The sequence below is a fragment of the Luteimonas sp. MC1782 genome, assembly GCF_014164605.1.
Taxonomy (GTDB): domain Bacteria; phylum Pseudomonadota; class Gammaproteobacteria; order Xanthomonadales; family Xanthomonadaceae; genus Luteimonas.
Window position 1 is genome coordinate 593,838 of sequence record NZ_JACJFT010000002.1, and the last position, 23,181, is coordinate 617,018.

Annotated in this window: 19 protein-coding genes and 1 pseudogene; 16 read left to right on the plus strand and 4 right to left on the minus strand. The window is 69.8% G+C overall.

The window, feature by feature from the left end:
* The first annotated feature begins 42 nt into the window (after positions 1 to 42).
* Complete coding sequence (gene clpB / locus H5368_RS12200; protein WP_182825307.1) at positions 43 to 2,628, plus strand: ATP-dependent chaperone ClpB; 2,586 nt, start codon at positions 43 to 45, stop codon at positions 2,626 to 2,628.
* Between the two features lie 42 nt (positions 2,629 to 2,670).
* Here clpB and ybaL read toward each other — a convergent pair whose 3' ends face one another.
* The 3 genes from ybaL to H5368_RS12215 form a co-directional block, all read right to left on the minus strand.
* Positions 2,671 to 4,383, minus strand: coding sequence for a YbaL family putative K(+) efflux transporter (gene ybaL, locus H5368_RS12205; protein ID WP_182824977.1), 1,713 nt, complete (start codon positions 4,381 to 4,383; stop codon positions 2,671 to 2,673).
* Between the two features lie 93 nt (positions 4,384 to 4,476).
* The gene (locus H5368_RS12210) at positions 4,477 to 6,879 is read right to left on the minus strand and encodes a TonB-dependent receptor (protein ID WP_182824979.1); all 2,403 of its coding nucleotides are present in this window, start codon (positions 6,877 to 6,879) and stop codon (positions 4,477 to 4,479) included.
* 159 nt (positions 6,880 to 7,038) lie between these two features.
* Positions 7,039 to 7,995 (minus strand): 2OG-Fe(II) oxygenase, encoded by a 957-nt coding sequence (locus H5368_RS12215; RefSeq protein WP_182824981.1) that lies wholly within the window; start codon positions 7,993 to 7,995, stop codon positions 7,039 to 7,041.
* An 80-nt stretch (positions 7,996 to 8,075) separates the two neighbouring features.
* On the opposite strand from H5368_RS12215, the gene H5368_RS12220 reads away from it, so the two are divergent.
* The 3 genes from H5368_RS12220 to H5368_RS12230 all read left to right on the plus strand — a co-directional run bounded on the left by H5368_RS12220 (position 8,076) and on the right by H5368_RS12230 (position 11,140).
* The gene (locus tag H5368_RS12220; RefSeq protein ID WP_182824983.1) at positions 8,076 to 9,944 is read left to right on the plus strand and encodes an ABC-F family ATP-binding cassette domain-containing protein; all 1,869 of its coding nucleotides are present in this window, start codon (positions 8,076 to 8,078) and stop codon (positions 9,942 to 9,944) included.
* A 63-nt stretch (positions 9,945 to 10,007) separates the two neighbouring features.
* A complete protein-coding gene (locus tag H5368_RS12225; protein WP_182824985.1) occupies positions 10,008 to 10,682 on the plus strand; it encodes a hypothetical protein in 675 nt (224 codons plus the stop codon).
* Positions 10,683 to 10,786: 104 nt separating this feature from the next.
* Positions 10,787 to 11,140: a zinc ribbon domain-containing protein gene (locus tag H5368_RS12230; RefSeq protein WP_182824987.1), complete on the plus strand. Its 354-nt coding sequence runs from the start codon at positions 10,787 to 10,789 to the stop codon at positions 11,138 to 11,140.
* A gap of 48 nt (positions 11,141 to 11,188) precedes the next feature.
* Here H5368_RS12230 and H5368_RS12235 read toward each other — a convergent pair.
* Positions 11,189 to 12,418 (minus strand): annotated as a pseudogene (locus tag H5368_RS12235) (MFS transporter); the annotation flags it as partial.
* A 126-nt stretch (positions 12,419 to 12,544) separates the two neighbouring features.
* Between H5368_RS12235 and aspS the strand changes: the two are divergent.
* From aspS to H5368_RS12295, 12 genes are all read left to right on the plus strand, one after another.
* Positions 12,545 to 14,311: an aspartate--tRNA ligase gene (gene aspS / locus H5368_RS12240; protein ID WP_182824991.1), complete on the plus strand. Its 1,767-nt coding sequence runs from the start codon at positions 12,545 to 12,547 to the stop codon at positions 14,309 to 14,311.
* Positions 14,312 to 14,336: 25 nt separating this feature from the next.
* On the plus strand, positions 14,337 to 14,864 hold the full coding sequence (locus tag H5368_RS12245) for a GNAT family N-acetyltransferase (RefSeq protein WP_182824993.1): 528 nt from the start codon (positions 14,337 to 14,339) through the stop codon (positions 14,862 to 14,864).
* A gap of 1 nt (position 14,865) precedes the next feature.
* Positions 14,866 to 15,486, plus strand: coding sequence for an alpha/beta fold hydrolase (locus tag H5368_RS12250; protein ID WP_182824995.1), 621 nt, complete (start codon positions 14,866 to 14,868; stop codon positions 15,484 to 15,486).
* A gap of 74 nt (positions 15,487 to 15,560) precedes the next feature.
* Positions 15,561 to 16,292, plus strand: a complete 732-nt coding sequence (locus H5368_RS12255; RefSeq protein ID WP_182824997.1) for a YebC/PmpR family DNA-binding transcriptional regulator — start codon at positions 15,561 to 15,563, stop codon at positions 16,290 to 16,292.
* Positions 16,293 to 16,302: 10 nt separating this feature from the next.
* On the plus strand, positions 16,303 to 16,839 hold the full coding sequence (gene ruvC / locus H5368_RS12260) for a crossover junction endodeoxyribonuclease RuvC (RefSeq protein ID WP_182824999.1): 537 nt from the start codon (positions 16,303 to 16,305) through the stop codon (positions 16,837 to 16,839).
* Entirely contained in the window at positions 16,836 to 17,426 is a 591-nt protein-coding gene (ruvA, locus tag H5368_RS12265; protein WP_182825001.1) for a Holliday junction branch migration protein RuvA, read from the plus strand. Before ruvC ends, ruvA begins: the two co-directional genes overlap by 4 nt.
* Before the next feature lie 20 nt (positions 17,427 to 17,446).
* A complete protein-coding gene (locus H5368_RS12270) occupies positions 17,447 to 19,372 on the plus strand; it encodes a potassium transporter Kup (RefSeq protein WP_182825003.1) in 1,926 nt (641 codons plus the stop codon).
* Positions 19,373 to 19,427: 55 nt separating this feature from the next.
* Positions 19,428 to 20,450 carry a Holliday junction branch migration DNA helicase RuvB gene (ruvB, locus tag H5368_RS12275; protein WP_182825005.1) on the plus strand — a complete coding sequence of 341 codons (1,023 nt, stop codon included), beginning with the start codon at positions 19,428 to 19,430 and terminating at the stop codon, positions 20,448 to 20,450.
* Positions 20,438 to 20,887, plus strand: coding sequence for a tol-pal system-associated acyl-CoA thioesterase (ybgC, locus tag H5368_RS12280; protein WP_182825309.1), 450 nt, complete (start codon positions 20,438 to 20,440; stop codon positions 20,885 to 20,887). Before ruvB ends, ybgC begins: the two co-directional genes overlap by 13 nt.
* Complete coding sequence (tolQ, locus tag H5368_RS12285) at positions 20,884 to 21,684, plus strand: protein TolQ (protein ID WP_182825007.1); 801 nt, start codon at positions 20,884 to 20,886, stop codon at positions 21,682 to 21,684. Before ybgC ends, tolQ begins: the two co-directional genes overlap by 4 nt.
* 3 nt (positions 21,685 to 21,687) lie before the next feature.
* A complete protein-coding gene (gene tolR / locus H5368_RS12290; RefSeq protein ID WP_182825009.1) occupies positions 21,688 to 22,128 on the plus strand; it encodes a protein TolR in 441 nt (146 codons plus the stop codon).
* Positions 22,128 to 23,102, plus strand: coding sequence for a cell envelope integrity protein TolA (locus H5368_RS12295; RefSeq protein ID WP_182825011.1), 975 nt, complete (start codon positions 22,128 to 22,130; stop codon positions 23,100 to 23,102). The genes tolR and H5368_RS12295 overlap by 1 nt, the downstream gene beginning before the upstream one ends.
* Positions 23,103 to 23,181 lie beyond the last annotated feature (79 nt).

The following is a 23,181-nucleotide window of genomic DNA, read 5'->3' on the forward strand; positions in this document are numbered from 1 at the left end:
ATTGCCGGCCAGGGCCGGCCACACCTGATGGAGACCGACGCCATGCGTCAAGACAAGCTCACCTCGCGTTTCCAGCAAGCGCTGGCGGACGCGCAGTCGCTGGCCGTGGGCCGCGACCACAACCTGATCGAACCCGCGCACCTGCTGCTGGCGCTCATCGACCAGCAGGGCGGCGGCACCCGTCCGCTGCTGGCGCAGGCCGGCGTGAACGTGCCGGTGCTGCGTGAGGCGCTGGCCGAGGCGCTGGGCAAGCTGCCCGCCGTGTCCGGCCAGGACGGCGCGGTGTCGATCGGCAACGATCTCGCGCGCCTGCTCAACGTCACCGACAAGCTCGCGCAGCAGCGCGGCGACGGCTTCATCGCCTCCGAGCTGTTCGTGCTCGCCGCGCTCGACGACCGCGGCGACACCGGGCGCGCGCTGAAGGCCGCAGGCGCCGACAAGGCGCGCCTGGAAGCCGCGATCGACGCGATGCGCGGTGGCGAGACGGTCTCCGACGCCAGTGCGGAGGAAGCGCGGCAGGCCCTGGAGAAGTACACCGTCGACCTCACCGAGCGCGCCGAGCGCGGCAAGCTCGACCCGGTGATCGGCCGCGACGAGGAGATCCGCCGCACCATCCAGGTGCTGCAGCGGCGCACCAAGAACAACCCGGTGCTGATCGGCGAGCCGGGCGTCGGCAAGACCGCGATCGTCGAAGGCCTGGCGCAGCGCATCATCAACAACGAGGTGCCCGAGGGCCTGCGCGGCCGCCGCGTGCTGTCGCTGGACATGGGCGCGCTGATCGCCGGCGCCAAGTTCCGCGGCGAGTTCGAGGAGCGGCTGAAGGCCGTGCTCAACGACCTCGCCAAGCAGGAAGGCAACGTCATCCTGTTCATCGACGAATTGCACACCATGGTCGGCGCCGGCAAGGCCGAGGGCTCGATGGATGCAGGCAACATGCTCAAGCCCGCGCTCGCGCGCGGCGAGCTGCACTGCATCGGCGCGACCACGCTCGACGAATACCGCAAGTACGTGGAGAAGGATGCCGCGCTGGAGCGCCGCTTCCAGAAGGTGTTCGTCGGCGAACCCAGCGTCGAGGACACCATCGCCATCCTGCGCGGGCTGAAGGAGCGCTACGCCGTGCACCACGGCGTCGAGATCACCGACCCGGCCATCGTCGCCGCGGCCACGCTGTCGCACCGCTACATCGCCGACCGCCAGCTGCCCGACAAGGCGATCGACCTGATGGACGAGGCGGCGAGCCGGATCCGCATGGAGATCGACTCCAAGCCCGAGGAACTCGACCGCAAGGAACGCCGGCTGATCCAGCTCAAGATCCAGCGCGAGGCGTTGAAGAAGGAGAAGGACGCCGAATCGAAGAAGCGCCTGGCGGACCTGGAAGCCGAAATCGGCACGCTCGAGCGCGAGTACAACGACCTCGAGGAAGTGTGGAAGGCCGAGAAGGCAATGCTGCAGGGCGCGACCAGGGTCAAGGAGCAGATCGAGCAGGCGCGCCTGGACCTGGAGGCGGCGCAGCGCAGGCAGGACTACGCGCGCATGAGCGAGATCCAGTACGGCCAGCTGCCCGAACTCGAGAAGCAGCTCAAGGCGGCGCAGGAAGTGGAGACGCAGGGCTTCACCCTGCTGCAGGACAAGGTCACCGCGGAGGAGATCGCGCAGGTGGTCGCGCGCTGGACCGGCATCCCGGTGAGCAAGATGCTGGAAGGCGAGCGCGAGAAACTGCTGGCGATGGAATCGCAGCTGCATACGCGCGTGGTCGGCCAGCACGAAGCGATCAAGGTGGTGTCGGATTCCATCCGCCGGTCGCGCGCGGGTCTGTCGGATCCCGGCCGGCCGACCGGATCGTTCCTGTTCCTCGGCCCCACCGGCGTCGGCAAGACCGAGCTGTGCAAGGCACTGGCGGAATTCCTGTTCGACTCCAGCGACGCCATGGTGCGCATCGACATGAGCGAGTTCATGGAGAAGCATTCGGTGGCCCGGCTGATCGGCGCGCCCCCGGGCTATGTCGGCTACGAGGAGGGCGGTTACCTGACCGAAGCCGTGCGCCGCCGGCCGTACAGCGTGATCCTGCTCGACGAGGTGGAGAAGGCGCATCCGGACGTGTTCAACATCCTGCTGCAGGTGCTCGACGACGGCCGCCTGACCGACGGCCAGGGGCGCACGGTGGATTTCCGCAACGCGGTGATCGTGATGACCTCCAACCTCGGCTCGCACCAGATCCAGGAACTCGGCGGCGACGATTCGGCCGAGGCCTACACGCAGATGAAGGCGGGCGTGATGGCGGTGGTGCAGGCGCACTTCCGGCCGGAGTTCATCAACCGGCTCGACGACATCGTGGTGTTCCACGCCCTCGACAAGGTGCAGATCAAGGAGATCGCGCGCATCCAGATGCGCGGGCTGGAGAAGCGGCTGGCAGAGCGCGGCATGCGCATCGAGGTGAGCGACAAGGCCTTCGACCTGCTGGCCAACGTGGGCTTCGATCCGGTCTACGGCGCGCGACCGCTGAAGCGCGCGATCCAGCAGCAGCTGGAGAACCCGCTGGCGACGCGGATCCTCTCCGGCGGCTTCGCCGGCGGCGACACGGTGCGCGTGGATGCCGAGGGCGGGCACCTGGTGTTCGCGAAGGACTGACATCGCCGGCCCGGCCCGCCCGGTTGGGCGGCGCGCCGGGCCTCAGGTGTCGACGCGTACCGGCCTGTACGGCGGCGTGGACATCACCATCTCCGCAAGCGAGTAGGCCAGTTCGCGCTCGGCGAGCACCGCGCCATCGGCGCCATGGTCCAGCAGGTGCTTCACCTCGGCGTCGCTGTGCGCGCGCGCGAGCACGGTGATGGCCGGGCTGAGTGCCTTGAGCCGGGCGATGGTCTCGCCGGCTTCAAGCGCGTTGGGAATGGCGAATACGGCGAGCTTGGCGCGCCCGGGTGCGGCTTCCAGCATCACCGGTTCGGAGGCGGCATTGCCGCGCACCGCGTGCACGCCGGCCTCGCGTGCCAGTGCGACCAGGTCGGCATCGTCCTCGATCACCACCACCGGCACGCCGCGCTGGTGCAGCAGCGTGGCGAGCTGGCGGCCCACGCGGCCGTAGCCGACGACGATGGTGTGGTCGTTGACCGATTCGGGCAGGTGGTGGCTGGCGGCGTCTTCCGCCGACACGCGCGCGGCGTGGCTCGCGCTTTCGGCGGCCTGGTTCGCGTCCTGGCGCGCCTGCCAGCGGTCGACCAGGCCGAACACGAGCGGGTTGAGCATGATCGACAGCAGCGCCGCGGCCAGCACCAGGTCCTGGCCCTGCTCGGGCAGGATGCCCAGCGTCACGCCGAGCGCGGCGATGATGAAGGCGAACTCGCCGATCTGCGCCAGGCTGGCGGAAATGGTCAGCGCGGTGGCCTTGGGCCGCCCGAACGCGCGCACGATCAGGTAGGCCGCGGCGGACTTGCCGAACATGACGATGAGCGTGGTGGCCAGCACCAGCTGCGGCTGCTCGACCAGGATCGCGGGGTCGAACAGCATGCCCACCGACACGAAGAACAGCACGGCGAACGCATCGCGCATCGGCAGTGAATCCTGCGCGGCCTTCTGGCTGAGCTCGGATTCGTTGAGCAGCATGCCGGCGAAAAACGCGCCGAGCGCGAACGACACTCCGAACAGTTCCGCAGAGCCCAGCGCGATGCCGAGCGCGATCGACAGCACCGCGAGCGTGAACAGCTCGCGCGATCCGGTGCCGGCGGTGCGCTCGAGCATCCACGGGATCACCCGCCGCCCGACCAGCAGCATCACCGCCACGAACAGGCCCACCTGGAGCAGGGTCTTGCCGATCGCCAACACCACCGCGCCGAGGCTGATGGGGTCGTCGCCGGCGCTGGCCATCAACTTCGCCAGCACCGGCATCAGCACCAGCGCCAGCACGCAGGCCAGGTCCTCCACGATCAGCCAGCCCACGGCGATCCGGCCGCGCTGGCTCTCCAGCAGGCGGCGCTGTTCCATGGCGCGCAGCAGCACCACCGTGCTGGCCGTGGCCAGCGCGAAGCCGAACACCACGCCGTGCAGGGTGGGCCAGCCCAGCATGGTCGCAAGCCCCCAGCCCAGCAGGGTGGCGACCGTGATCTGCACCACCGCGCCCGGGATGGCGATGGCCTTCACCGCCATCAGGTCCTTCAGCGAGAAATGCAGGCCGACGCCGAACATCAGCAGGATCACGCCGATCTCGGCGAGCTGCGGGGCGAGCGACTGGTCGCCGACGAAGCCGGGCGTGAACGGCCCGGCGATGATGCCGGCGACCAGGTAGCCCACCAGCGGCGACAGCCGCAGGCGATGCGCCGCCAGTCCGAGCACGTACGCCAGCACGAACCCCATGGTGAGGATGGCGATGAGTTCGGTGTGGTGGGGCATCGGGAGATCCACTGGAGTCACGACAGCATAGTGGACGCCCCGGGGGCCGCGGCTTCGTCCTTGCCAGCCGCGGCCGTCAGCTGCGCGGCATTCTCACCACTGGTAGCCGATCTTGCCGTACACGAAGGCACCGTTGAACCCGAAGGGCGCCGCGGAACTGGCATACGGGAACTGGCCGCCGGTGGAGTTGGCGAACACGTTCTCGTCCGGATACTCGTTCAGCACGTTGTCGCCGCCCAGGGTGAAGCTCCACCGGTCCAGCTTGAGCGTCGCGGCCAGCGCGAGCGTCCACTTGGGGTCGAAGGTCTGGTCCTGGGCCGGGTTGGCGTTGCGCACGGTGATCTCACCATAACGCACCGCGTTGGCGGAAAAGTTCCAGAGGTCCGAGCTCCACTCGCCGCCGAGCAGGAACTTGTCACGTGGCGCGCCGACCTCGAAGCGGCCGATCTCGACCCTGCCGAAACGCAGCGCGGTGGGGTCGATGGCATTGAGCGACGCCGGATTGGGCGCGATGCGGTCGATGCTGGTCTTGTTGTGGTTGTAGCCGACCGTCAGGTCCAGGTTGCCGTTGCCGAGCTGCCAGCCGTAGGTGCCGATCACGTCGATGCCGTCGGTGGTGGTATCGATGGCGTTGGTGAAGTAGCGCCCGCCGCCGACGCCCGGGAAGCCGTTGGCATTGAGGTAGTTGCGCACCGCGGCACTCGTCAGGTTCTCCGACAGGGTGATGCGGTCCTCGAGCTTGATCCGGTAGGCATCGATGGTGATGTACAGGCGGTCGATCGGCTGCAGCACCAGTCCGAGGCTGAAGTTGGTGGACTCTTCCGCCCGCAGCGGCTCCGCGCCCAGCGCGATGCCGGCCGGGTTGGTGACGCGGAAGGTGACGATGTCGAACGGGGTGTTGCCCTGCGGTGGTGGCAGCACGATGAAGTTGGTGGCCGTCGACTGGAAGTACTGCTGCTGCAGCGATGGCGCGTGGAAGCCGGTCGACAGCGTGCCGCGCAGGGCCACCGTCGGCGTGAAGTCGTAGCGCGCGGTCAGCTTGCCGGTGGAGGTGTCGCCGAAGTCGCTGTAATCCTCGTAGCGTGCCGCGATACCCGCCGACAGCTTGTCCGTCACGTCGCCTTCCAGCGACACGTAGAGCGAGATGTTGTCGCGCTTGAACTGCCCGCCGTCGCTGGGCTTGAAGCCGGCGAACACCTGCGAGCCCGGGATGTTCGCGAACGGGCCCAGCGCGTACGAATCCGGCTCGCCCGGCGATTGCTCGAACTCGTCTTCGCGGTACTCCGCGCCGTACGCCAGGACCAGGGGCGACGACAGTCCAAGGTCGAGCGGCGTGCTCATGTCGAGGTTCAGGATGTGCTGCCTGACCTCCAGCGCACCGGCGTAGAAACGGGTGGGCGACGTCGGCCCGAGGCTGCGGTTGAGCGTGTTCTTGATGTCGAACGTCAGCTCGTTGGAGCCGTAGGTGTAGCTGGCGTCGAGCGCGGTGCCGCCGCTGAACAGCTTGCGCAGTCCGCCGACGAAACTGTAGTCGGTCGAATTGTTGTTGATCTGCGGCAGGAAGCCGTCGGGGTAGATCGACGGGATGTTGCGCGAATCGCCCGCCGGCCGGAAGAAGCCGTTGGACAAAATGTCGCGCTTGGTATGCAGGCCATGGGAATAGAGCGTCAGGCTGTCGCTGGCGGCGAGTTCGGCGTTGTAGCTGCCCGAATAGCTGTCGACCTCGGGATCGCCCTGCCGCTGCACCACGCGGCCAAGCGGCGCGGAGGTCGGCGTTGCGGGGCCAAGGAAGGGACGTGCGCGATCGGTCTGGTCCTGGCGGTCGGCCTGGACGGCCAGATGCACGAAGCCGCCTTCCGCCCCCAGCGGGAAACCGGCATCGGCCAGCAGGTTGGTCTGCGCGCCATCGCCCGCACTGGTCTGGCCGTGGCGCAGGCTGACGCTGCCGCCATCGGGGCTGCCCTTGAGCACGATGTTGATGACGCCGGCGATGGCGTCGGAGCCGTACTGCGCCGAGGCGCCGTCACGCAGCACTTCCACGCGCGCGATCGCGGCGATCGGGATGGTGTTGAGGTCGACCGGCGACGAGCTGCGGCCCTGGGTTCCGTTGACGTTGACCAGTGCGCCGGTGTGGTAGCGCTTGCCGTTGACCAGCACCAGGGTGTGGTCCGGGGAGAGTCCACGCAGCTGCGCAGGGCGCACGGCATCGGTGCCGTCGGAGACCGCGGGCCGCGGGAAGTTGAGCGACGGCAGCAGCCGTGACAACGCGGTGGCGAGTTCGGTGGTGCCCGACGACTGCAGCGCCTCGGGTGTGATGAGGTCGATGGGTGCCGTGGATTCGGCCGCGGTGCGGTCGCTGGCCCGCGTGCCGGTGACGATCACCGTGTCGAGGCTGGTGGCCTTGCGCTCGGCCGGCGTGGCGGTCTGGGCGTGTGCGGGGAGGGCCGTGGCGGCCAGGGTGGCGATCAGTGCGACAGCGAGCGGGTGTGGCGTCATGACGGGCGACCTCGTGGCGATGGGCGGCGGGCACGCGTGTTCAGCTGCAACTCCGCTTTAACATCCGCTGAACGACCGCGTCAATGCTCACGAATCCGTCACCTGGGCATTCCAGGCGTGGAACGATGCAGGCACTTGCCGGGCAGCCCCCACACCGGCTCAGGTGAACTCGCGCTCGCGCATCCAGCGCGTGGCGATCCATTTCTCGCCGCGCAGCACCGGTGCGCCGGCATGGAACGAGAGCGGGTCGCAGCGCGACTGCGCATCGGTATAGGCGAAATAGACCGCGCTGCCCTTGGCTGGCGCCACCGACAGGCCGACGTCCGGGAACACGGTCTCGCCACCGGCCTCCACGTCGTTGAGGTAGATCACCAGGCTGGCGATGCGCTGTCCGCCGTTGGCAAGGTGCAGGGCCTGACCGGGGCGCTCGAGGTCGAAATAGTCGAAGTGGGGCGTGTACTCGGCACCCACGCCGTAGCGCATCACTTGCAGGTCCTCGCCCTGCGCCACCGGCACGCCGGTGATGCGGGTGATGCGCGCGTCGACCTTCGCCAGCAGCGGCGTGGTGCCGCGCAGGAGCATGGTCAGTTCGCTGGTGCGGCGGTCGTCGACCTTGGCGCCGCCGCGGTCGGAGTCGACTACCTTGGCGCGCTCCAGCGTCGGCGTGGCCTCGGCGATGAGCTGGTCGCATTCGGCGTGGGTAAGCACGTTGTTGAACAGCACCACGTAGGGGCGCACGTTGTGGAAGGCCACGCGCACGTCGCCGTGCTCGCAGCGGATCGCGTGGCCGGCGGCGAGCGCGATCGGCGCCACCGGCGAAAAGCCGCCGCCCGCGCGTGCACCGGCCCCCACCTCCGCCAGAGCCTGCGCGCGCTGGGCGCGGGCGTCGGCGGCCTTGGGCAGGGTGTGCGCGACCTTCGGCTGGTTCGGGCTGAGCCGCGAGAATCCCGCTTTGAACCCGTCCGGGTCGCGCAGCGCGGCATCGTAGATGCGCCGGATCTGGAATTCGTCGTAGCCGCGGAGGCCGAGTGCCGCGTGGATCTCGCTGAACGGCGCCTGCGCCACCACCCGCGCGTGCACCCAGGCGGCCGTTTCGAGATTGATCGAGATCGCCATCACCGCCCTGCGCCGTCAATTTCCCGGCTGCAGACACTACCGCATCGCGGCTGCAGCGGCGCGGGCCGCTACAATGGCGGATGATTTCATTCCGCAATTTCGCCCTCCGCCGCGGCGAACGCCTGCTGTTGTCCGACCTCGACCTGTCCCTGCATGCCGGCTGGCGGGTGGGCGTGGTGGGCCGCAACGGCACCGGCAAATCCTCGCTGTTCGCCGCCGTGCGCGGCGAAGTCGAACCCGACCGTGGCGACCTTGACCTGCCGTCGCGCCTGCGCATCGCCAGCATCGCCCAGGAAATGCCTTCGCTGCCGGATCCGGCGGTCGACTTCGTGCTCGCCGGCGACGCCGCGGTGCACGATGCCCTGCAGGCCGAGGCCAATGCCTTCGCCAACGAGGACTGGGAAGCGGTGGCCATGGCCCACCACCGCCTGGAAGAAGTGGGCGGCTACGACGGCGCCGCACGCGCGGCCAAGCTGCTGCACGGGCTGGGGTTTCCGGCCGAGACCCAGCAGCGCCCGGTGGCCACGTTCTCCGGCGGCTGGCGCGTGCGCCTGAACCTGGCGCGCGCGCTGATGACGCCGTCCGACGTGCTGCTGCTCGACGAGCCCACCAACCACCTCGACCTCGACGCCGTGCTGTGGCTGGAGCAGTGGCTGCTGAAGTACCCCGGCACGCTGCTGCTGATCTCGCATGACCGCGAGTTCCTCGACAACGTCAACACCCACACCCTGCACCTGCACGGCGGCAAGGCCAAGCTGTACACCGGCAACTACACCGCCTTCGAACGCCAGCGCTCCGAACAGCTGCGCCTGCAGCAGATCACCCACGAAAAGGCCCAGGCCGAGCGCGCCCACCTGCAGAGCTTCATCGACCGTTTCAGCGCCAGCGCCGCCAAGGCCAAGCAGGCGCAGTCGCGGGTCAAGCGCCTGGCCAAGATGGCCAACACCGAGGCGGTGCGCGCCGAGCGCGAGGTGCGCATCGACTTTCCGGCGCCGCTGAAGCTGCCGCACGCCTTGTTGCGGTTGAACCACGCCGATTGCGGCTACGACACCGCGACCATCCTCCACGACGCCAACTTCGGCCTCGAGGCCGGCGACCGCATCGGCCTGCTCGGCCCGAACGGCGCCGGCAAGTCGACGCTGGTCAAGACCCTGGTCGGCGAGCTGCCGCTGCTCACCGGCGAGCGCTACGCACACCCGGACCTGCGCATCGGCTACTTCGCCCAGCACACGGTGGAGGCGCTGGTCGCCGGCACCTCGCCGATCGACCACCTTCGCGAGATCTCGCCGGAAGCGTCCATCCAGGATTTCCGCAACTTCCTCGGCAAGTGGAGCTTCCCCGGCGACCGCGCGTTCGAATCGATCGACGGCTTCTCGGGCGGCGAGCGCGCGCGGCTGGCGCTGTCGCTGATCGCCTGGCGCCAGCCCAACGTGCTGCTGCTCGACGAACCCACCAACCACCTCGACCTCGAGATGCGCGAGGCGCTGGCCGAGGCGCTGAGCGACTTCCCCGGCGCGATCGTGCTGGTTTCGCATGACCGCCACCTGATCGGCCTGGTCAGCGACACCTTCTGGCGCGTGGCCGAAGGCGTGGTCACGCCGTTCGACGGCGACCTCGACGAATACGCGGCATGGCTGCGCTCGCGGCCGCAGGATGTGCGGCCCGGCATCGGTGCCGCCGCTGAAACGACCGTGGCACCGCCGCCGCCGACCGCACCCGCGCCTGCGAAGGCCAAGGTCAACCCGCACAAGCTGGCGCAGGCCGAAGCGCAGGTGGCGTCGCTGGAGGCCGACATCGCCGCGATCGACGCAAGCCTGGCCGATCCCGGCTTCCACGCCGGTGTCGACGCTTCCGGCCGTGTTGCCGACGCCGCGCAGCGCCGCGCCTTGCTGGCCGGCCGGCTGGCGGATGCCGAGGCCGCCCTGCTCGCCCTGTACGAAGCCGCCTGAGCAGGACCGTCAGGACGCACCGCGGCGTTTGCCGTGGGTGGGGCGCGGCGGTACGGTGAGGGCATGACGATCATCCGACTCTCCGCACTTTCCGCCGCGCTGGTGGCCGTTGCCGCCTGCACTCCGTCCACTCCGCAGGCGACGGCCGACGTCGCCGCGGGCAACACATCCACCCCGGTGCCCGCTGCGACCGCCACCGATGCCGCACCCGCCGACGCCTTCCTCGCCGCCCTCGCCAGCCACTGCGGCCAGGCGTTCGCGGGGCGCATCGTCGTCAACGAGCCGGCGTCGCCGGAACCTGATGCGTTCGAAGGCAAGGCCCTGGTGATGCACGTGCGTGGCTGCGACGACCCGACCCGCGAGCTGCGCGTGCCGTTCCACGTCGGCGACGACCATTCGCGTACCTGGGTGCTCACCCGAACCGGCACCGGCCTGCGCCTGAAGCACGACCATCGCCACGAAGACGGCAGCTCCGACGTGCAGACCATGTACGGCGGCGAAAGCACCACCGCGGGCACCGCCGTCCGCCAGGAGTTCCCGGTGGACGCGGAGTCGATCGCGCTGTTCGGCCGCACCGGCGCAGATGTCTCCACCACCAACACCTGGGCGATGGAAGTGGAGCCGGGCTCGCGCTTCCTGTACGAGCTTTCGCGCCCGGGCGGGCGCATGTTCCAGGTCGAGTTCGACCTCGCCACGCCGGTGGCGGAGCCGCCCGCGCCGTGGGGCACGGCGGACTGAGGGCCGCAGGGTCGGGGGGCGTCACGGCGGCGATGCCGCCTTGAATTGCGCGCCCGCGGCCCCAGAATGCGCGCAGCCCACGTCTCCGAGCCAATGCCACCGCCATGCCGATCTACGCTTACCGCTGCGCCCAGTGCGAACACGATTTCGACCGCCTGCAGAAGCTCTCCGATCCCGATCCCGATGCCTGCCCGGAGTGCGGGGCGGTGGGCGAGGTGCGCCGGCAGCTGACGGCGCCCTCGTTCCGCCTTGCGGGCAGCGGCTGGTACGAGACCGACTTCAAGAAGGACGGCGACAAGAAGCGCAACCTGGCCGAAGGCGGCGAGGGTGCCGGCAAGGCCGATGGCGGCAGCACAGGCGGTGGGGTGCCGGCCAAGGCCGACGGTCCCGCGCTACCGGCGGCGCCCGCGGCGAAGCCGGAGGCTGCGGCGCCCGCCGCCAAGCCCGCGACGGGATGACGCGGGGGCTGCGCGTCGCCTGACGTCCGCGTGGCTGTCGTCGCCCGCGGATTCCGACGGATCGACTTCCGGCAGCAGTTCGAAGGCGGTCGGCGTGGTGCGCAGCATCAGGTGGAACACCGATGGCGTGTCGTTCTCGCGCGGACGCAGCAGGCGCCGGCCGCCGGCCACCAGCGCGGCCAGCACCAGCGTCGTGGCGAAGAACGCCGGCAGCGCCTGGGGCCCGTAGCGGGTCATGGCCACGCCTGCCAGGGCCGGGCCGAACGCCGAGCCGACGCCGTTGAGCAGCAGCAGGCTGCTTCCCGCCGACAGGGTTTCTTCCGGAGGCAGGTGGTCGAGCAGGTGGGCCATGCAGATCGGATAGATCGCGAACGCCAGGCCGCCGAAGGTGAACCACAGGGCGTACAAGGGCAGCCCCGACTGGCCGCGGGGCAGCATCATGCCGAGTGCGATGGCCGCGGCCAGCACGCAGACAACGACCAGTGCGCTGCGCCGGTCGGTGCCGTCGGACAGGCGCCCGATGGGCCACTGCAGTGCGGCGCCGCCGATGATGGTGGCGCTGACCAGCAGGGCCACGCCGGTCAGCCCCAGCCCGAGACGGCTCGCGAACACCGCGCCCAGCCCCCAGAAACTGCCCACGGCCATGCCCGAGAGCAGCGCGCCCAGGGCCGCCGCCGGAGCCGCATGGAACAGCGCCCTCAGGGCGAGCCGGGGCATCGGCGGCAATTCGGGCTGGACCATCCGGCTGGCGGTCACCGGCAGCGCCGCCAGGCAGACGAGGATCGCGACCACGTTGAACAGCACGAAGCCCGTTGCCGACCACAGCCCGATCAGCCACTGCCCCGCCGCCAGCGCGACCAGGTTCACCACCATGTAGATCGCGAACACCCGGCTGCGCTGTTCCGGCGGTGCCTGCACGTTGAGCCAGCTTTCGATCACCGTGTACAGGCCGACCAGCGCCACGCCGGTCGCAAGCCGCAGCAGGGCCCAGGCCCAGGGCGACACGAGGATCGGGTGCAGGAGCACGGTCGCCGCGCACAGTGCGGCATAGAAGGCGAACGCGCGGATGTGCCCGATCCGCTGGATCAGCCCGGGCGCGGCGTAGGTGCCGAGAAAGAAACCGGCGAAGTAGGCCGACATCACCAGCCCGAGGGTCTGGTCGTCGTAGCCTTCGATCCGCCCGCGCACCGCCAGCAGGGTCCCCAGCAGGCCGCTGCCCACCAGCAACAGGGCCACGCCTACGAGCAGGGCGGCCAGCGGGCGGACGGTGGCGATCATGCTCCGGGGATGGGTGGGAGAGGGTGGGGCGTGCGGCGTATCGATGGCGTCATTCTAAACCCCGCGGACAAACCCGCTAAAATGCCAGGCTTCCCGCGCGCTTGCGCGGGCCTGTCCGGAGTTTCCATGCGTACCCATTTCTGCGGCCTGATCGACGCCTCCCTGGTCGGCCAGACCGTCACCCTCTGCGGCTGGGCCGATGTGGCCCGCGACCTCGGCGGCCTGTGCTTCATCGACTTGCGCGACCACGAAGGCATCGTGCAGGTGGTGGCCGAGCCCGACGCCGCCACCGCGGGCAACGCCGAGGTCATCGCCACCGCGGCCAAGGTGGGCTACGAGGACTGCCTGCGCGTCACCGGCACCGTGCGCCGCCGCGAGAGCGTCAACGCCAAGATCGCCACTGGTGAGCTCGAAGTGGTCGCGACCACGATCGAGGTGCTGAACAAGGCCGAGCCGCTGCCGTTCCATGCGCACGAGAACCCGGGCGAGGACATCCGCCTCAAATACCGTTACCTGGACCTGCGCACGCCGGAGATGCAGCGCAAGATGCGCACGCGCTCGAAGCTTGTGGCCGCGCTGCGCCGCTGGCTGGACGCGCGCGATTTCCAGGACATCGAGACGCCGATCCTCACCAAGGCCACGCCCGAGGGCGCGCGCGATTTCCTGGTGCCGGCGCGCATGCATGCCGGCGAGTTCTACGCGCTGCCGCAGTCGCCGCAGCTGTTCAAGCAGCTGCTGATGATGGCCGGCTTCGACCGCTACTACCAGATCGCGCGCTGCTTCCGTGACGAGGCGCTGCGCGCCGACCGCCAGCTGGAATTCACCCAGCTCGACATGGAGTTCGCCTGGGTGGACGAGGCGATCGTGCAGGACACGGTCGAGGCGATGATGCGCGACGTGTTCCGTGAGGTGATCGGCGTGGAGCTGGGCGAATTCCCGCGCATGACCTGGGCCGAGGCCATGCGCCGCTACGGCTCCGACAAGCCCGACCTGCGCATCGCGCTGGAGCTGGTGGACGTGGACGCGCAGGTGAAGGACTCGCAGTTCAAGGTGTTCACCGATTTCGCCGGTGTCGAGGGCGGCCGCGTCTGCGCGCTGCGCATTCCGGGCGGCGCGGCGGTGTCGCGCAAGCAGATCGACGACTACGCGGCGCACGCCGCCAAGTACGGCGCCAAGGGCCTGGCCTACGCCAAGATCGCCGACGACGGCGCGGTCAACTCGCCTGTGGCGAAGTTCTTCGATGAAGCGGGGTTCGCCGCGTTGCTGCAGCACGTGGGCGCCGGCAATGGCGACCTGGTGTTCTTCGGCGCGGGTGCATACAACACGGTCAGCGACTTCATGGGCGCGGTGCGGCTCAAGGCAGGCAAGGATTTCAACCTGGTCGCCGCGGGCTGGGCGCCGCTGTGGGTCACCGACTTCCCGATGTTCGAGTTCGACGACGAGGCGCAGCGCTACGTGGCGCTGCACCACCCGTTCACCGCCCCCGCGGTCGATGACGAGGCCGCGCTGCGCGCCAATGCGCGCAGCGCGACCAGCCGCGGCTACGACATGGTGCTCAACGGCAACGAGATCGGCGGTGGTTCCATCCGAATCCACCGCTCGGGCATGCAGTCGGCGGTGTTCGAACTGCTCGGCATCGGCGCCGAGGAGGCCGAGGCCAAGTTCGGCTTCCTGCTGGACGCACTGAAGTACGGCGCGCCGCCGCACGGTGGCATCGCCTTCGGCATCGACCGTATCGCCGCGCTGATGGCCGGCAGCGAATCGATCCGCGACGTGATCGCGTTCCCCAAGACCACCGGCGCGCAGTGCCTGATGACCGGCGCGCCTTCGCCGATCCCGGACGCGCAGCTGGCCGAGGTGCACGTGGCCGTGCGGCCGAGGCCTGCGGCCTGATCGCGGCGCGCCTGGGAGCGGCTGCGTGACCGTCACCATCCGTCGCGCGACGCCCGACGATGCCGCGACCCTGTCGCGGCTCGCGGCGCGCACGTTCACCGAGACCTTCGGCCACCTGTATCCGCCCGAAGATCTCGAGGCGTTCCTCGCCGACGCCTACGCGGTCGCAAAGCAACACCTGATCCTGTCCCATCCCGACTACGCGGTCTGGCTGCTGGAGGACGACGGTGAAGCCGTCGGCCACGCCGCGGTCGGCCCCTGCGGCCTGCCGCATCCGGAGGTCGCCCCCGGCGATGGCGAACTCAAGCGCCTGTACCTGATGGCGTCGCACCAGCGCGGCGGCTGGGGCGGCCGGCTGTTCGACACGGCGATGGGCTGGCTGGAGCGCGATGGCCCGCGCACGCTGTGGATCGGCGTGTGGTCGGGCAATGCCGGCGCGCAGCGCTTCTATGCGCGGCGCGGTTACAAGCCGGTGGGCGAATACCTGTTCCCGGTGGGGCGCGTGCAGGACCTGGAGTTCATCCTGCGCCGCCCAGCACCCGGCGCGGGCTGACATGGCCGCCGCGCGCCGCGCACTGCTGCTGCACGGGCTGTGGATGCCGCCGCTGGCGATGCGGCGCTTCGCGGCGCGCCTGCGGACAGCGGGCTTCACCACCGGGATCATCGGCTACCGGAGCATCTTCGGCAGTACCGATGCCGCAGTCGACGCGCTGCGCGCGCGGCTGCGCGGCGGCGAGCCGACGCATCTGGTCGGCCACAGCCTCGGGGGGCTGATGGCCCTGCAGGCGCTGCAGGCCGAGCCCGCGCTGCCGGTGGCGCGCGTGGTCTGCCTCGGCACGCCGCTGTGCGGCAGCGGCGCGGCCCGCGTGCTGTCGCGCCGGGCACTGACCGCGCTGTACCTGGGGCGCAGCGCGGCCCTGCTGCGGCAGGGCTGCGTCGCCCTGCCGGAAGGCGTGGAGGTCGGCATGGTCGCCGGCTCCCGGCCACGCGGCCTGGGTGCGCTGGTGGCGCGTTTCGACGAGCCGCACGACGGCACCGTGGCGGTCGCCGAGACCCGCCTGCCGGGCCTGGCCGACCACGTGGTCATCGACGCCTCGCACAGCGGGCTGCTGGTGTCGGCCGAGGCCGCGCGCCTGGCGGTCGGGTTCCTGCGCGACGGGCGTTTCGCGCGCTGACCGTCCGCTTGCGGGAGTGCATTTGCCGGAGCGGTTACCATCCCCTATCGCCACCAGGGTTGACGGGAATACGCATGGGCAGAGGCCCCTCCATCGAAGGCCGCAAGAACGCCGAAGACGCGCGTCGCGGCAAGATCTTCACCAAGCTGATCCGCGAGATCTCGGTCGCCGCACGCGCCGGCGGGGGAGACCTCGGCAGCAATCCGCGCCTGCGCAGCGGCGTGGACAAGGCGCTCGCGGCGAACATGACCAAGGACGTGATCGAGCGCGCCATCAAGAAGGCGACCGGCGAGCTCGAGGGCGTGGACTATGAAGAGATCCGCTACGAGGGCTACGCCCCCGGCGGCGTGGCGGTGATCGTCGACTGCCTGACCGAGAACAAGGTGCGCACCGTGGCCGACGTGCGCCATGCGTTCGGCAAGTTCGGCGGCAACCTGGGCACCGACGGCTCGGTGGCCTTCATGTTCCACAAACAGGGCGTACTGCGTTACGCGCCGGGTGCCAGCGAGGACGCGGTGACCAACGCCGCCATCGAGGCCGGCGCCGACGACGTGGTGGTGTACCCGGAGGATGGCGCGATCGACGTGGTCACCTCGCCCGAGGATTTCGGCGCTGTGCGCGACGCGATGGCTGCCGTGGGGCTCCCCGCCGACCATGCCGAAATCACCATGCGCGCCGACAACGACATTGCCGTCGAAGGCGACACCGCGCAGCAGGTGGTCAAGCTGCTGCGCTGGCTGGAGGACATCGACGACGTCCAGGCCGTGTATTCCAACGCCGAACTCGGCGACGACGCGTACGCGTAAGAAGCACGACGTGACCAGGATCCTCGGCATCGACCCGGGCTCGCAGCGTACCGGCGTCGGCATCATCGACGTCGATGCCACCGGGCGCGTGAAACACGTGTTCCACGCGCCGCTCAACCTGATGGCCGGCGTGGCCGCGTGCAAGGGCGACCTGCCGCAGCGCCTCCGGCGCCTGCTGGACGGCCTGCGCGCGATCGTCGAGGAGCACCGCCCGGACGAGGTCGCCATCGAGCAGGTGTTCATGGCGAAGAACGCCGACTCTGCGCTCAAGCTCGGCCAGGCGCGCGGCGCGGCGATCTGCGCGGTGGTCATGCACGACCTGCCGGTGCACGAGTACGGCGCGCGCCAGGTCAAGCTGGCCCTGGTCGGCAAGGGCGCGGCCGACAAGGCCCAGGTGCAGCACATGGTCGGCGCGATGCTCGGCCTCACCGGCCGCCTGCAGGCCGACGCCGCCGATGCCCTGGCCATCGCCATCACCCACGCCCACGTCAGCGCCAGCGCGCGGCGCCTGGGCATCGACGAACGCCTGGCCTGGAGCCGCAAATGATCGGACGCCTGCGCGGCAAGCTCGCGCACAAATCCCCGCCGTGGCTGGTGATCGACGTCAACGGCGTCGGCTACGAGCTGGAAGCACCGATGAGCACGTTCTACGACCTGCCGGTGCTGGGGACCGAAGTCTCGCTGTTCACGCACTACGCGCAGAAGGAAGACTCGGTGTCGCTGTACGGCTTTGCCAGCGAGGCGGAGCGGCGCCTGTTCCGCGACGTGCAGCGGGTCACCGGCATCGGCGCGAAGATCGCGCTGGCGATCCTGTCCGGCGCCAGCGTCCAGGAGTTCGCACGCCTGGTGTCGGGCGGCGACGTGGCCGCGCTGACGCGCATCCCTGGCATCGGCAAGAAGACCGCCGAGCGCATCGTGGTGGAACTGCGCGACCGCGCCGAGGCGATCATGGGCGGCGCGACGGCGATGCCGATGACGGGCACGCCGGCCGACCCGCTGTCGGAGGCGACCGAGGCCCTGCAGCAGCTGGGCTACAAGCCGGCCGAGGCGCAGCGCATGGCGCGCCAGGCGCACGTGGATGGCGATCCTGCGGAAACCATCATCCGAAAGGCGCTACAGTCCGCGCTTCGTTGACCGCAGGCACCCGGAAACCAATGTTCGCAGGTACTCCACGGCGCGCCGCCGCGACCCACGGCGCGCCAGGCAAGGCCAAGCCCAGGACCGGCCTTCCCGCGCTGGTGGTCGGCGCCGTCGGCGTGGTGTTCGGCGACATCGGCACCAGTCCGCTGTACACCCTGCGCGAGGCGTTCTCGCCGCACTACGGCCTGGTCGCCAACCATGACACCGTGCTCGGCATCCTGTCGCTGGTGTTCTGGGCGCTGACTGTCGTGGTGACGCTGAAGTACGTCACCATCATCATGCGCGCCGACAACGAGGGCGAAGGCGGGATCATGGCGCTGATGGCGCTGGCACAGCGAAGCCTGAAGCCCGGCTCCAAATCGGTTTACCTGGTCGGGCTGCTCGGGGTGTTCGGTGCCTCGCTGTTCTTTGGCGACGGCGTGATCACCCCGGCGATCTCGGTGCTGTCGGCGGTCGAGGGCCTGGAGGTGGTGGCGCCCGGCATGCACGACTGGATCGTGCCGATCACGGTACTGGTGCTGGCGGGGCTGTTCGCCACCCAGCGCTTCGGCACGGACAAGGTGGGCCGGGTGTTCGGCCCGATCACCATCATGTGGTTCCTGGCGCTCGCCGCGCTGGGCGTGTTGAACATCGTCGGCGAACCAGAAGTACTGCACGCCATCAATCCCTGGTGGGGGGCGAAGTTCTTCATGGAGCACAGCTGGGGCGGGGTGTTCATCCTCGGCGCGGTGGTGCTGGCGGTGACCGGCGGCGAGGCGATCTACACCGACATGGGCCACTTCGGCCCGCGGCCGATCCGTTTCGGCTGGTACTGGTTCGTGCTGCCGGCCTTGATGCTCAACTACCTGGGCCAGGGCGCGCTGGTGCTCCAGGACCCGGAGGCGATCCGCAACCCGTTCTACATCGGCGTGCCAGAGTGGGGCCGCTGGCCGATGATCGTGCTGGCCACCGCGGCCACCGTGATCGCTTCGCAGGCGGTGATCACCGGCGGATTCTCGGTGGCGCGCCAGGCCATGCAGCTGGGCTACATCCCGCGCATGCGCATCAAGCACACCTCCAGCGAGACCATCGGCCAGATCTACATCCCGGCGATCAACTGGTCGATGGCAGTGATCGTGATCGCCCTGGTGCTGAGCTTCCGCACCTCGTCCGCGCTGGCCGCGGCCTACGGCATCTCGGTGTCGATGACGATGCTGATCGACACGCTGCTGCTGGCGATCGTGGCCCGCGCGCTGTGGCCGAAGGCGCGGCGCTGGGTGTTGGCGTGTTGCCTTGGCTTCGTGGTGATCGACCTGGCGTTCGTGGTCGCCAACGGCGCCAAGGTCCTGCAGGGCGCCTGGTTCCCGCTGGTGCTGGGCACCGTGCTGTTCACCATGCTGCGCACGTGGCGCCATGGCCGCGAGCTGCTGCGTTCAGCGGTGCAGAAGGAGGGCATCCGCCTGGACACCTTCATCCCCGGGCTGATGCTGGCGCCGCCCGTGCGCGTGCCGGGGACGGCGATCTTCCTGACGAGCGATCCGGGCGTGGTGCCGCACGCACTGATGCACAACCTCAAGCACAACAAGGTGCTGCACGAGCGCAACGTGTTCCTGACCGCGGAGACGCTGAAGGTGCCGCATGCGCCCCGCGAGCGGCGCCTGGAAGTGAAGGAAATCGGCGACGACTTCTACCGGGTCACCGCGCGCTTCGGCTTCATGGAGACGCCCGACCTGCCGCTGGCGCTGATGCGCTCCTGCGACGTCGAAGGCATGGACTTCGATCCGATGGACACCACGTACTTCGTCAGCCGCGAGACCATCGTCGCCAGCCGCCACGTCGGCATGCCGGTGTGGCGCGACAAGCTGTTCGCGTACATGCACCGCAACGCGGCGCCGGCCAACAACTTCTTCCGCATTCCGGGCAACCGCCTGGTGGAGCTGGGCGCGCAGGTCGAGATCTGAGCAGGGCAGGGGGGTCGGTGCGCCAGGGCCGCGGCGCCCATGCGAACATGTCGGCATGAGCGAAGACCGCATCATTGCCCCCTCCGCCTCGCGCGAGGACGCCGCCCTCGAGGCGTCGATCCGCCCGCAGCGGCTGGACGAATACCTCGGCCAGCAGCCCGTGCGCGAGCAGCTGTCGATCTACATCGAGGCGGCCAAGGGCCGCAGCGAAGCGCTCGACCACGTGCTGATCTTCGGCCCGCCCGGGCTGGGCAAGACCACCCTCAGCCACGTGATCGCCAACGAGCTGGGGGTGAACCTGCGGGTGACGTCCGGCCCGGTGATCGAGAAGGCCGGCGACCTGGCGGCGCTGCTGACCAACCTGCAGCCGCACGACGTGCTGTTCATCGACGAGATCCATCGCCTGTCGCCCGTCGTCGAGGAAGTACTGTACCCGGCGATGGAGGATTTCCAGATCGACATCATGATCGGCGAGGGCCCCGCCGCGCGCTCGATCAAGCTCGACCTGCCGCCGTTCACGCTGATCGGCGCCACCACCCGCGCGGGCCTGCTGACCGCGCCACTGCGTGACCGCTTCGGCATCGTCCAGCGGCTCGAGTTCTACAACGTGGAGGAGCTGACGCGGATCGTGCGCCGCTCGGCGCGGATCCTCGGCATCGACTGCGCGCCGGAGGGTGCCGACGAGATCGCGCGCCGCGCGCGCGGCACGCCGCGCATCGCCAACCGCCTGCTGCGCCGCGTGCGCGACTTCGCGCAGGTGCGCGCCGGGGGGCATATCGACCACGAGGTCGCCAACGCCGCGATGCTGCTGCTGAAGGTCGACCCGGAAGGCTTCGACGACCTCGACCGGCGCCTGCTCAACTTGATCATCGGCAGCTTCGATGGCGGCCCGGTGGGCGTGGAGTCGCTGGCCGCGGCGCTCAGCGAGGAGCGCGGAACGCTGGAGGACGTGATCGAACCGTTCCTGATCCAGCAGGGTTTCCTGGTGCGCAGCGCGCGCGGGCGCATGGCCACCGACAAGGCCTACCGCCACCTCGGCCTGCTTCCACGCGGCACGGGCAGGGAATTGCTGCCGTGACGCACACGGTTTGCCACCCGTTCAGCTTGGCGACAAGGGTGTATTGGGAAGATACCGACGCCGGCGGCGTGGTGTACCACGCGCGGTACGTCGCCTACCTCGAACGCGCACGCAGCGACTGGATGCGCGCGCTCGGGCACGGGCAACGGGTACTGCGCGAGCAGCACGACCTGGTGTTCGCCGTCCGCGACATGCAGCTCGACTTCCATCGGCCTGCACGCCTGGACGACGCGCTGCAGGTCACCGTGGCGCTCGCTTCCCTGCGCCGCGCCAGCGTTGTGTTCGCACAGGACGTGCGGCGCGACGGCGAACTGCTGGTGGCGGCGCGGGTGCGGGTCGCGGCGCTCGACGCCGGCGGCTTCCGGCCGCGCGCCATCCCGGACCAGCTGTACCTGCAACTCAAACCCCTCGAATCGAACGCGGAGCAACACAGATGACAGTACTGGCCACCCTGCTGCAGGCGACCACGGCGGAACCGTTGCCCGACGAAGCCGCGGCGCAGTCCGTCGAGCTCGCGGCCGACGCCGCGCAGGCCGCCGCGGCACCGGCCGCCGGCGCCAACCTCGACCTGCTGCACCTGGTGCTGCATGCCTCCATCCCGGTGCAGCTGGTGATGCTGGTGCTGCTGTTCGCGTCGATCGCGTCGTGGGTGATCATCTTCCGCAAGAAGCGCATGCTCGACCGCGCCGCCAAGGAGGCCGACCGCTTCGAAGAGAAGTTCTGGTCCGGCGTCGACCTCGGCAAGCTCTACAGCTCGGCCAGCGAGCGCAACCGCGAGGTGGAAGGCCTGGAGTCGATCTTCGAGGCCGGCTTCCGTGAATACTCGCGCGGTCGCCAGCGCGTGGGTGGCGACGGCCGCGCGCAGCTCGAGGGCGCGCAGCGCGGCATGCGCGTGGCCAGCTCGCGCGAACTGGATGGTCTGGAACACAACCTCGAGTTCCTCGCCAACGTCGGCTCCATCGCGCCGTACGTGGGGCTGCTGGGCACGGTGTGGGGGATCATGATCGCCTTCCAGGGCCTGGCCAACGTCAAGGAAGCCACCATCGCCAGCGTTGCACCGGGCATTTCCGAAGCGCTGATCGCCACCGCCATGGGCCTGTTCGCCGCGATCCCGGCGGTGTGGGCGTACAACCGCTTCGCGACCCGGGTCGAGCGCATCGCCGGCCGCTACGATGCATTCTCCGACGAGTTCTCCTCGATCCTGGAACGGCAGGCGACCACCGGGGAGGCCTGACCCATGTCCGTCCGAAGCCGGCGCGCGCGCCGCCGCAAGCTCAAGAACGAGATCAACGTCGTGCCGTACATCGACGTGATGCTGGTGCTGCTGATCATCTTCATGGTGACCGCGCCGCTGATGAACCTCGGCGTCGACGTGCAGCTGCCGGAATCCAACGCGAAGTCGATCCAGGAGAAGAAGGACCCGGTGGTGGTCAGCGTGGACGCCGACGGCCACTATTTCCTGGCGGTGGAGGCGGGCAGCAATGAAGCGGTCGATGCCGCCTCGCTCAACGCGCGCGTGCGCGCCATCGTGGCCAGCAACCCGCAGGTCGCGGTGTTCATCGCCGCCGACGGCAACGGCAGCTACCAGAACGTGATGGACGCGATGGCGCTGCTGCAGAACGCCGGCGTCGAGCGGGTCGGGCTGATGAGCAATCCCAGGCAGGACGGTCCGCGCTGATGCGTGAAAGCCGTGCCGATACCGCGCGGGCGTTCGGGCTGGCGCTGCTGCTCCACGTCGCCCTGTTTGCCCTGATGTTCGCCGGCCTGTGGTGGACGCGCACGGCCGCGCCGCAATCGGCCGCCGGCTCGCCGATCAGCGCCGAGATGATGGACGCCGGCGACCTGTCGCCGGCCATGCAGCGCACGCTGCGCGACCGCCCCGAGCCGGTGCCGGAACCGGAGCCCGAACCCGATCCGGAGCCGCTGCCCGAGCCCGTGGAAGAAGCCGCGGTGCCGCCACCACAGCCGCTGCCCGAGCCGCGCCCGGAAGATTCCCCGGTCACGCCGCAGCCGCAGGCCCAGGAGCAGGTGCCGGAGCCGGACACGGTCGACCAGGATGCCGCGCGCCGCGATGCGATCTCGCGCGAGACCGCCGAGCGCGAGCAGGAAGCGCGGCGTCGCCAGGAACAGATCGACCTCACCGAGCGCCAGCGCCAGGAGGAGGCCGAGAAGCAGCGCCGCCTGGCCGCGCAGCAGCGCGAGCGCGAGGAGAAGCTCGCCGAGCTGCGCAAGCAGCAGGCGCAGGCGCGCCGCGAAGCCGAGCTCGCCGAGCAGAAGCTCAAGCAGATCGCCGACCAGCGCGCGCAGCAGGCGTCCGCGCAAGCCGCCACCGCGGGTACGCCGCCGCCGGGCAACGACGGCGTGGATGCCGGCCTGAGCGCGCGCTATGCCGCGGCGATCCAGGAAGCGATCCTGCGCAACTGGACCCGGCCGGAAAACGTGCCGCAGGGGCAGAAGTGCGTCATCCACATCACCCAGGTGCGCGGCGGCACCGTCATCAAGGCCGAGGTGGCGCCGTCGTGCCCGTTCGACGAACTCGGCCGCCGGTCGGTGGAAGCCGCCGTGCTGAAGGCGCAGCCGCTGCCGTATGCCGGATTCGAGTCTGTGTTCAACCGTACGATCAACCTCAATTTCACCGCAGCGGACCGCTGATCGCGCCGCGCTGGCCGTCGGGTCCGCCCGCGTTCATCCTTGAGCATGCTTTCACCGCCACCCTGTCACGCTCACCGCA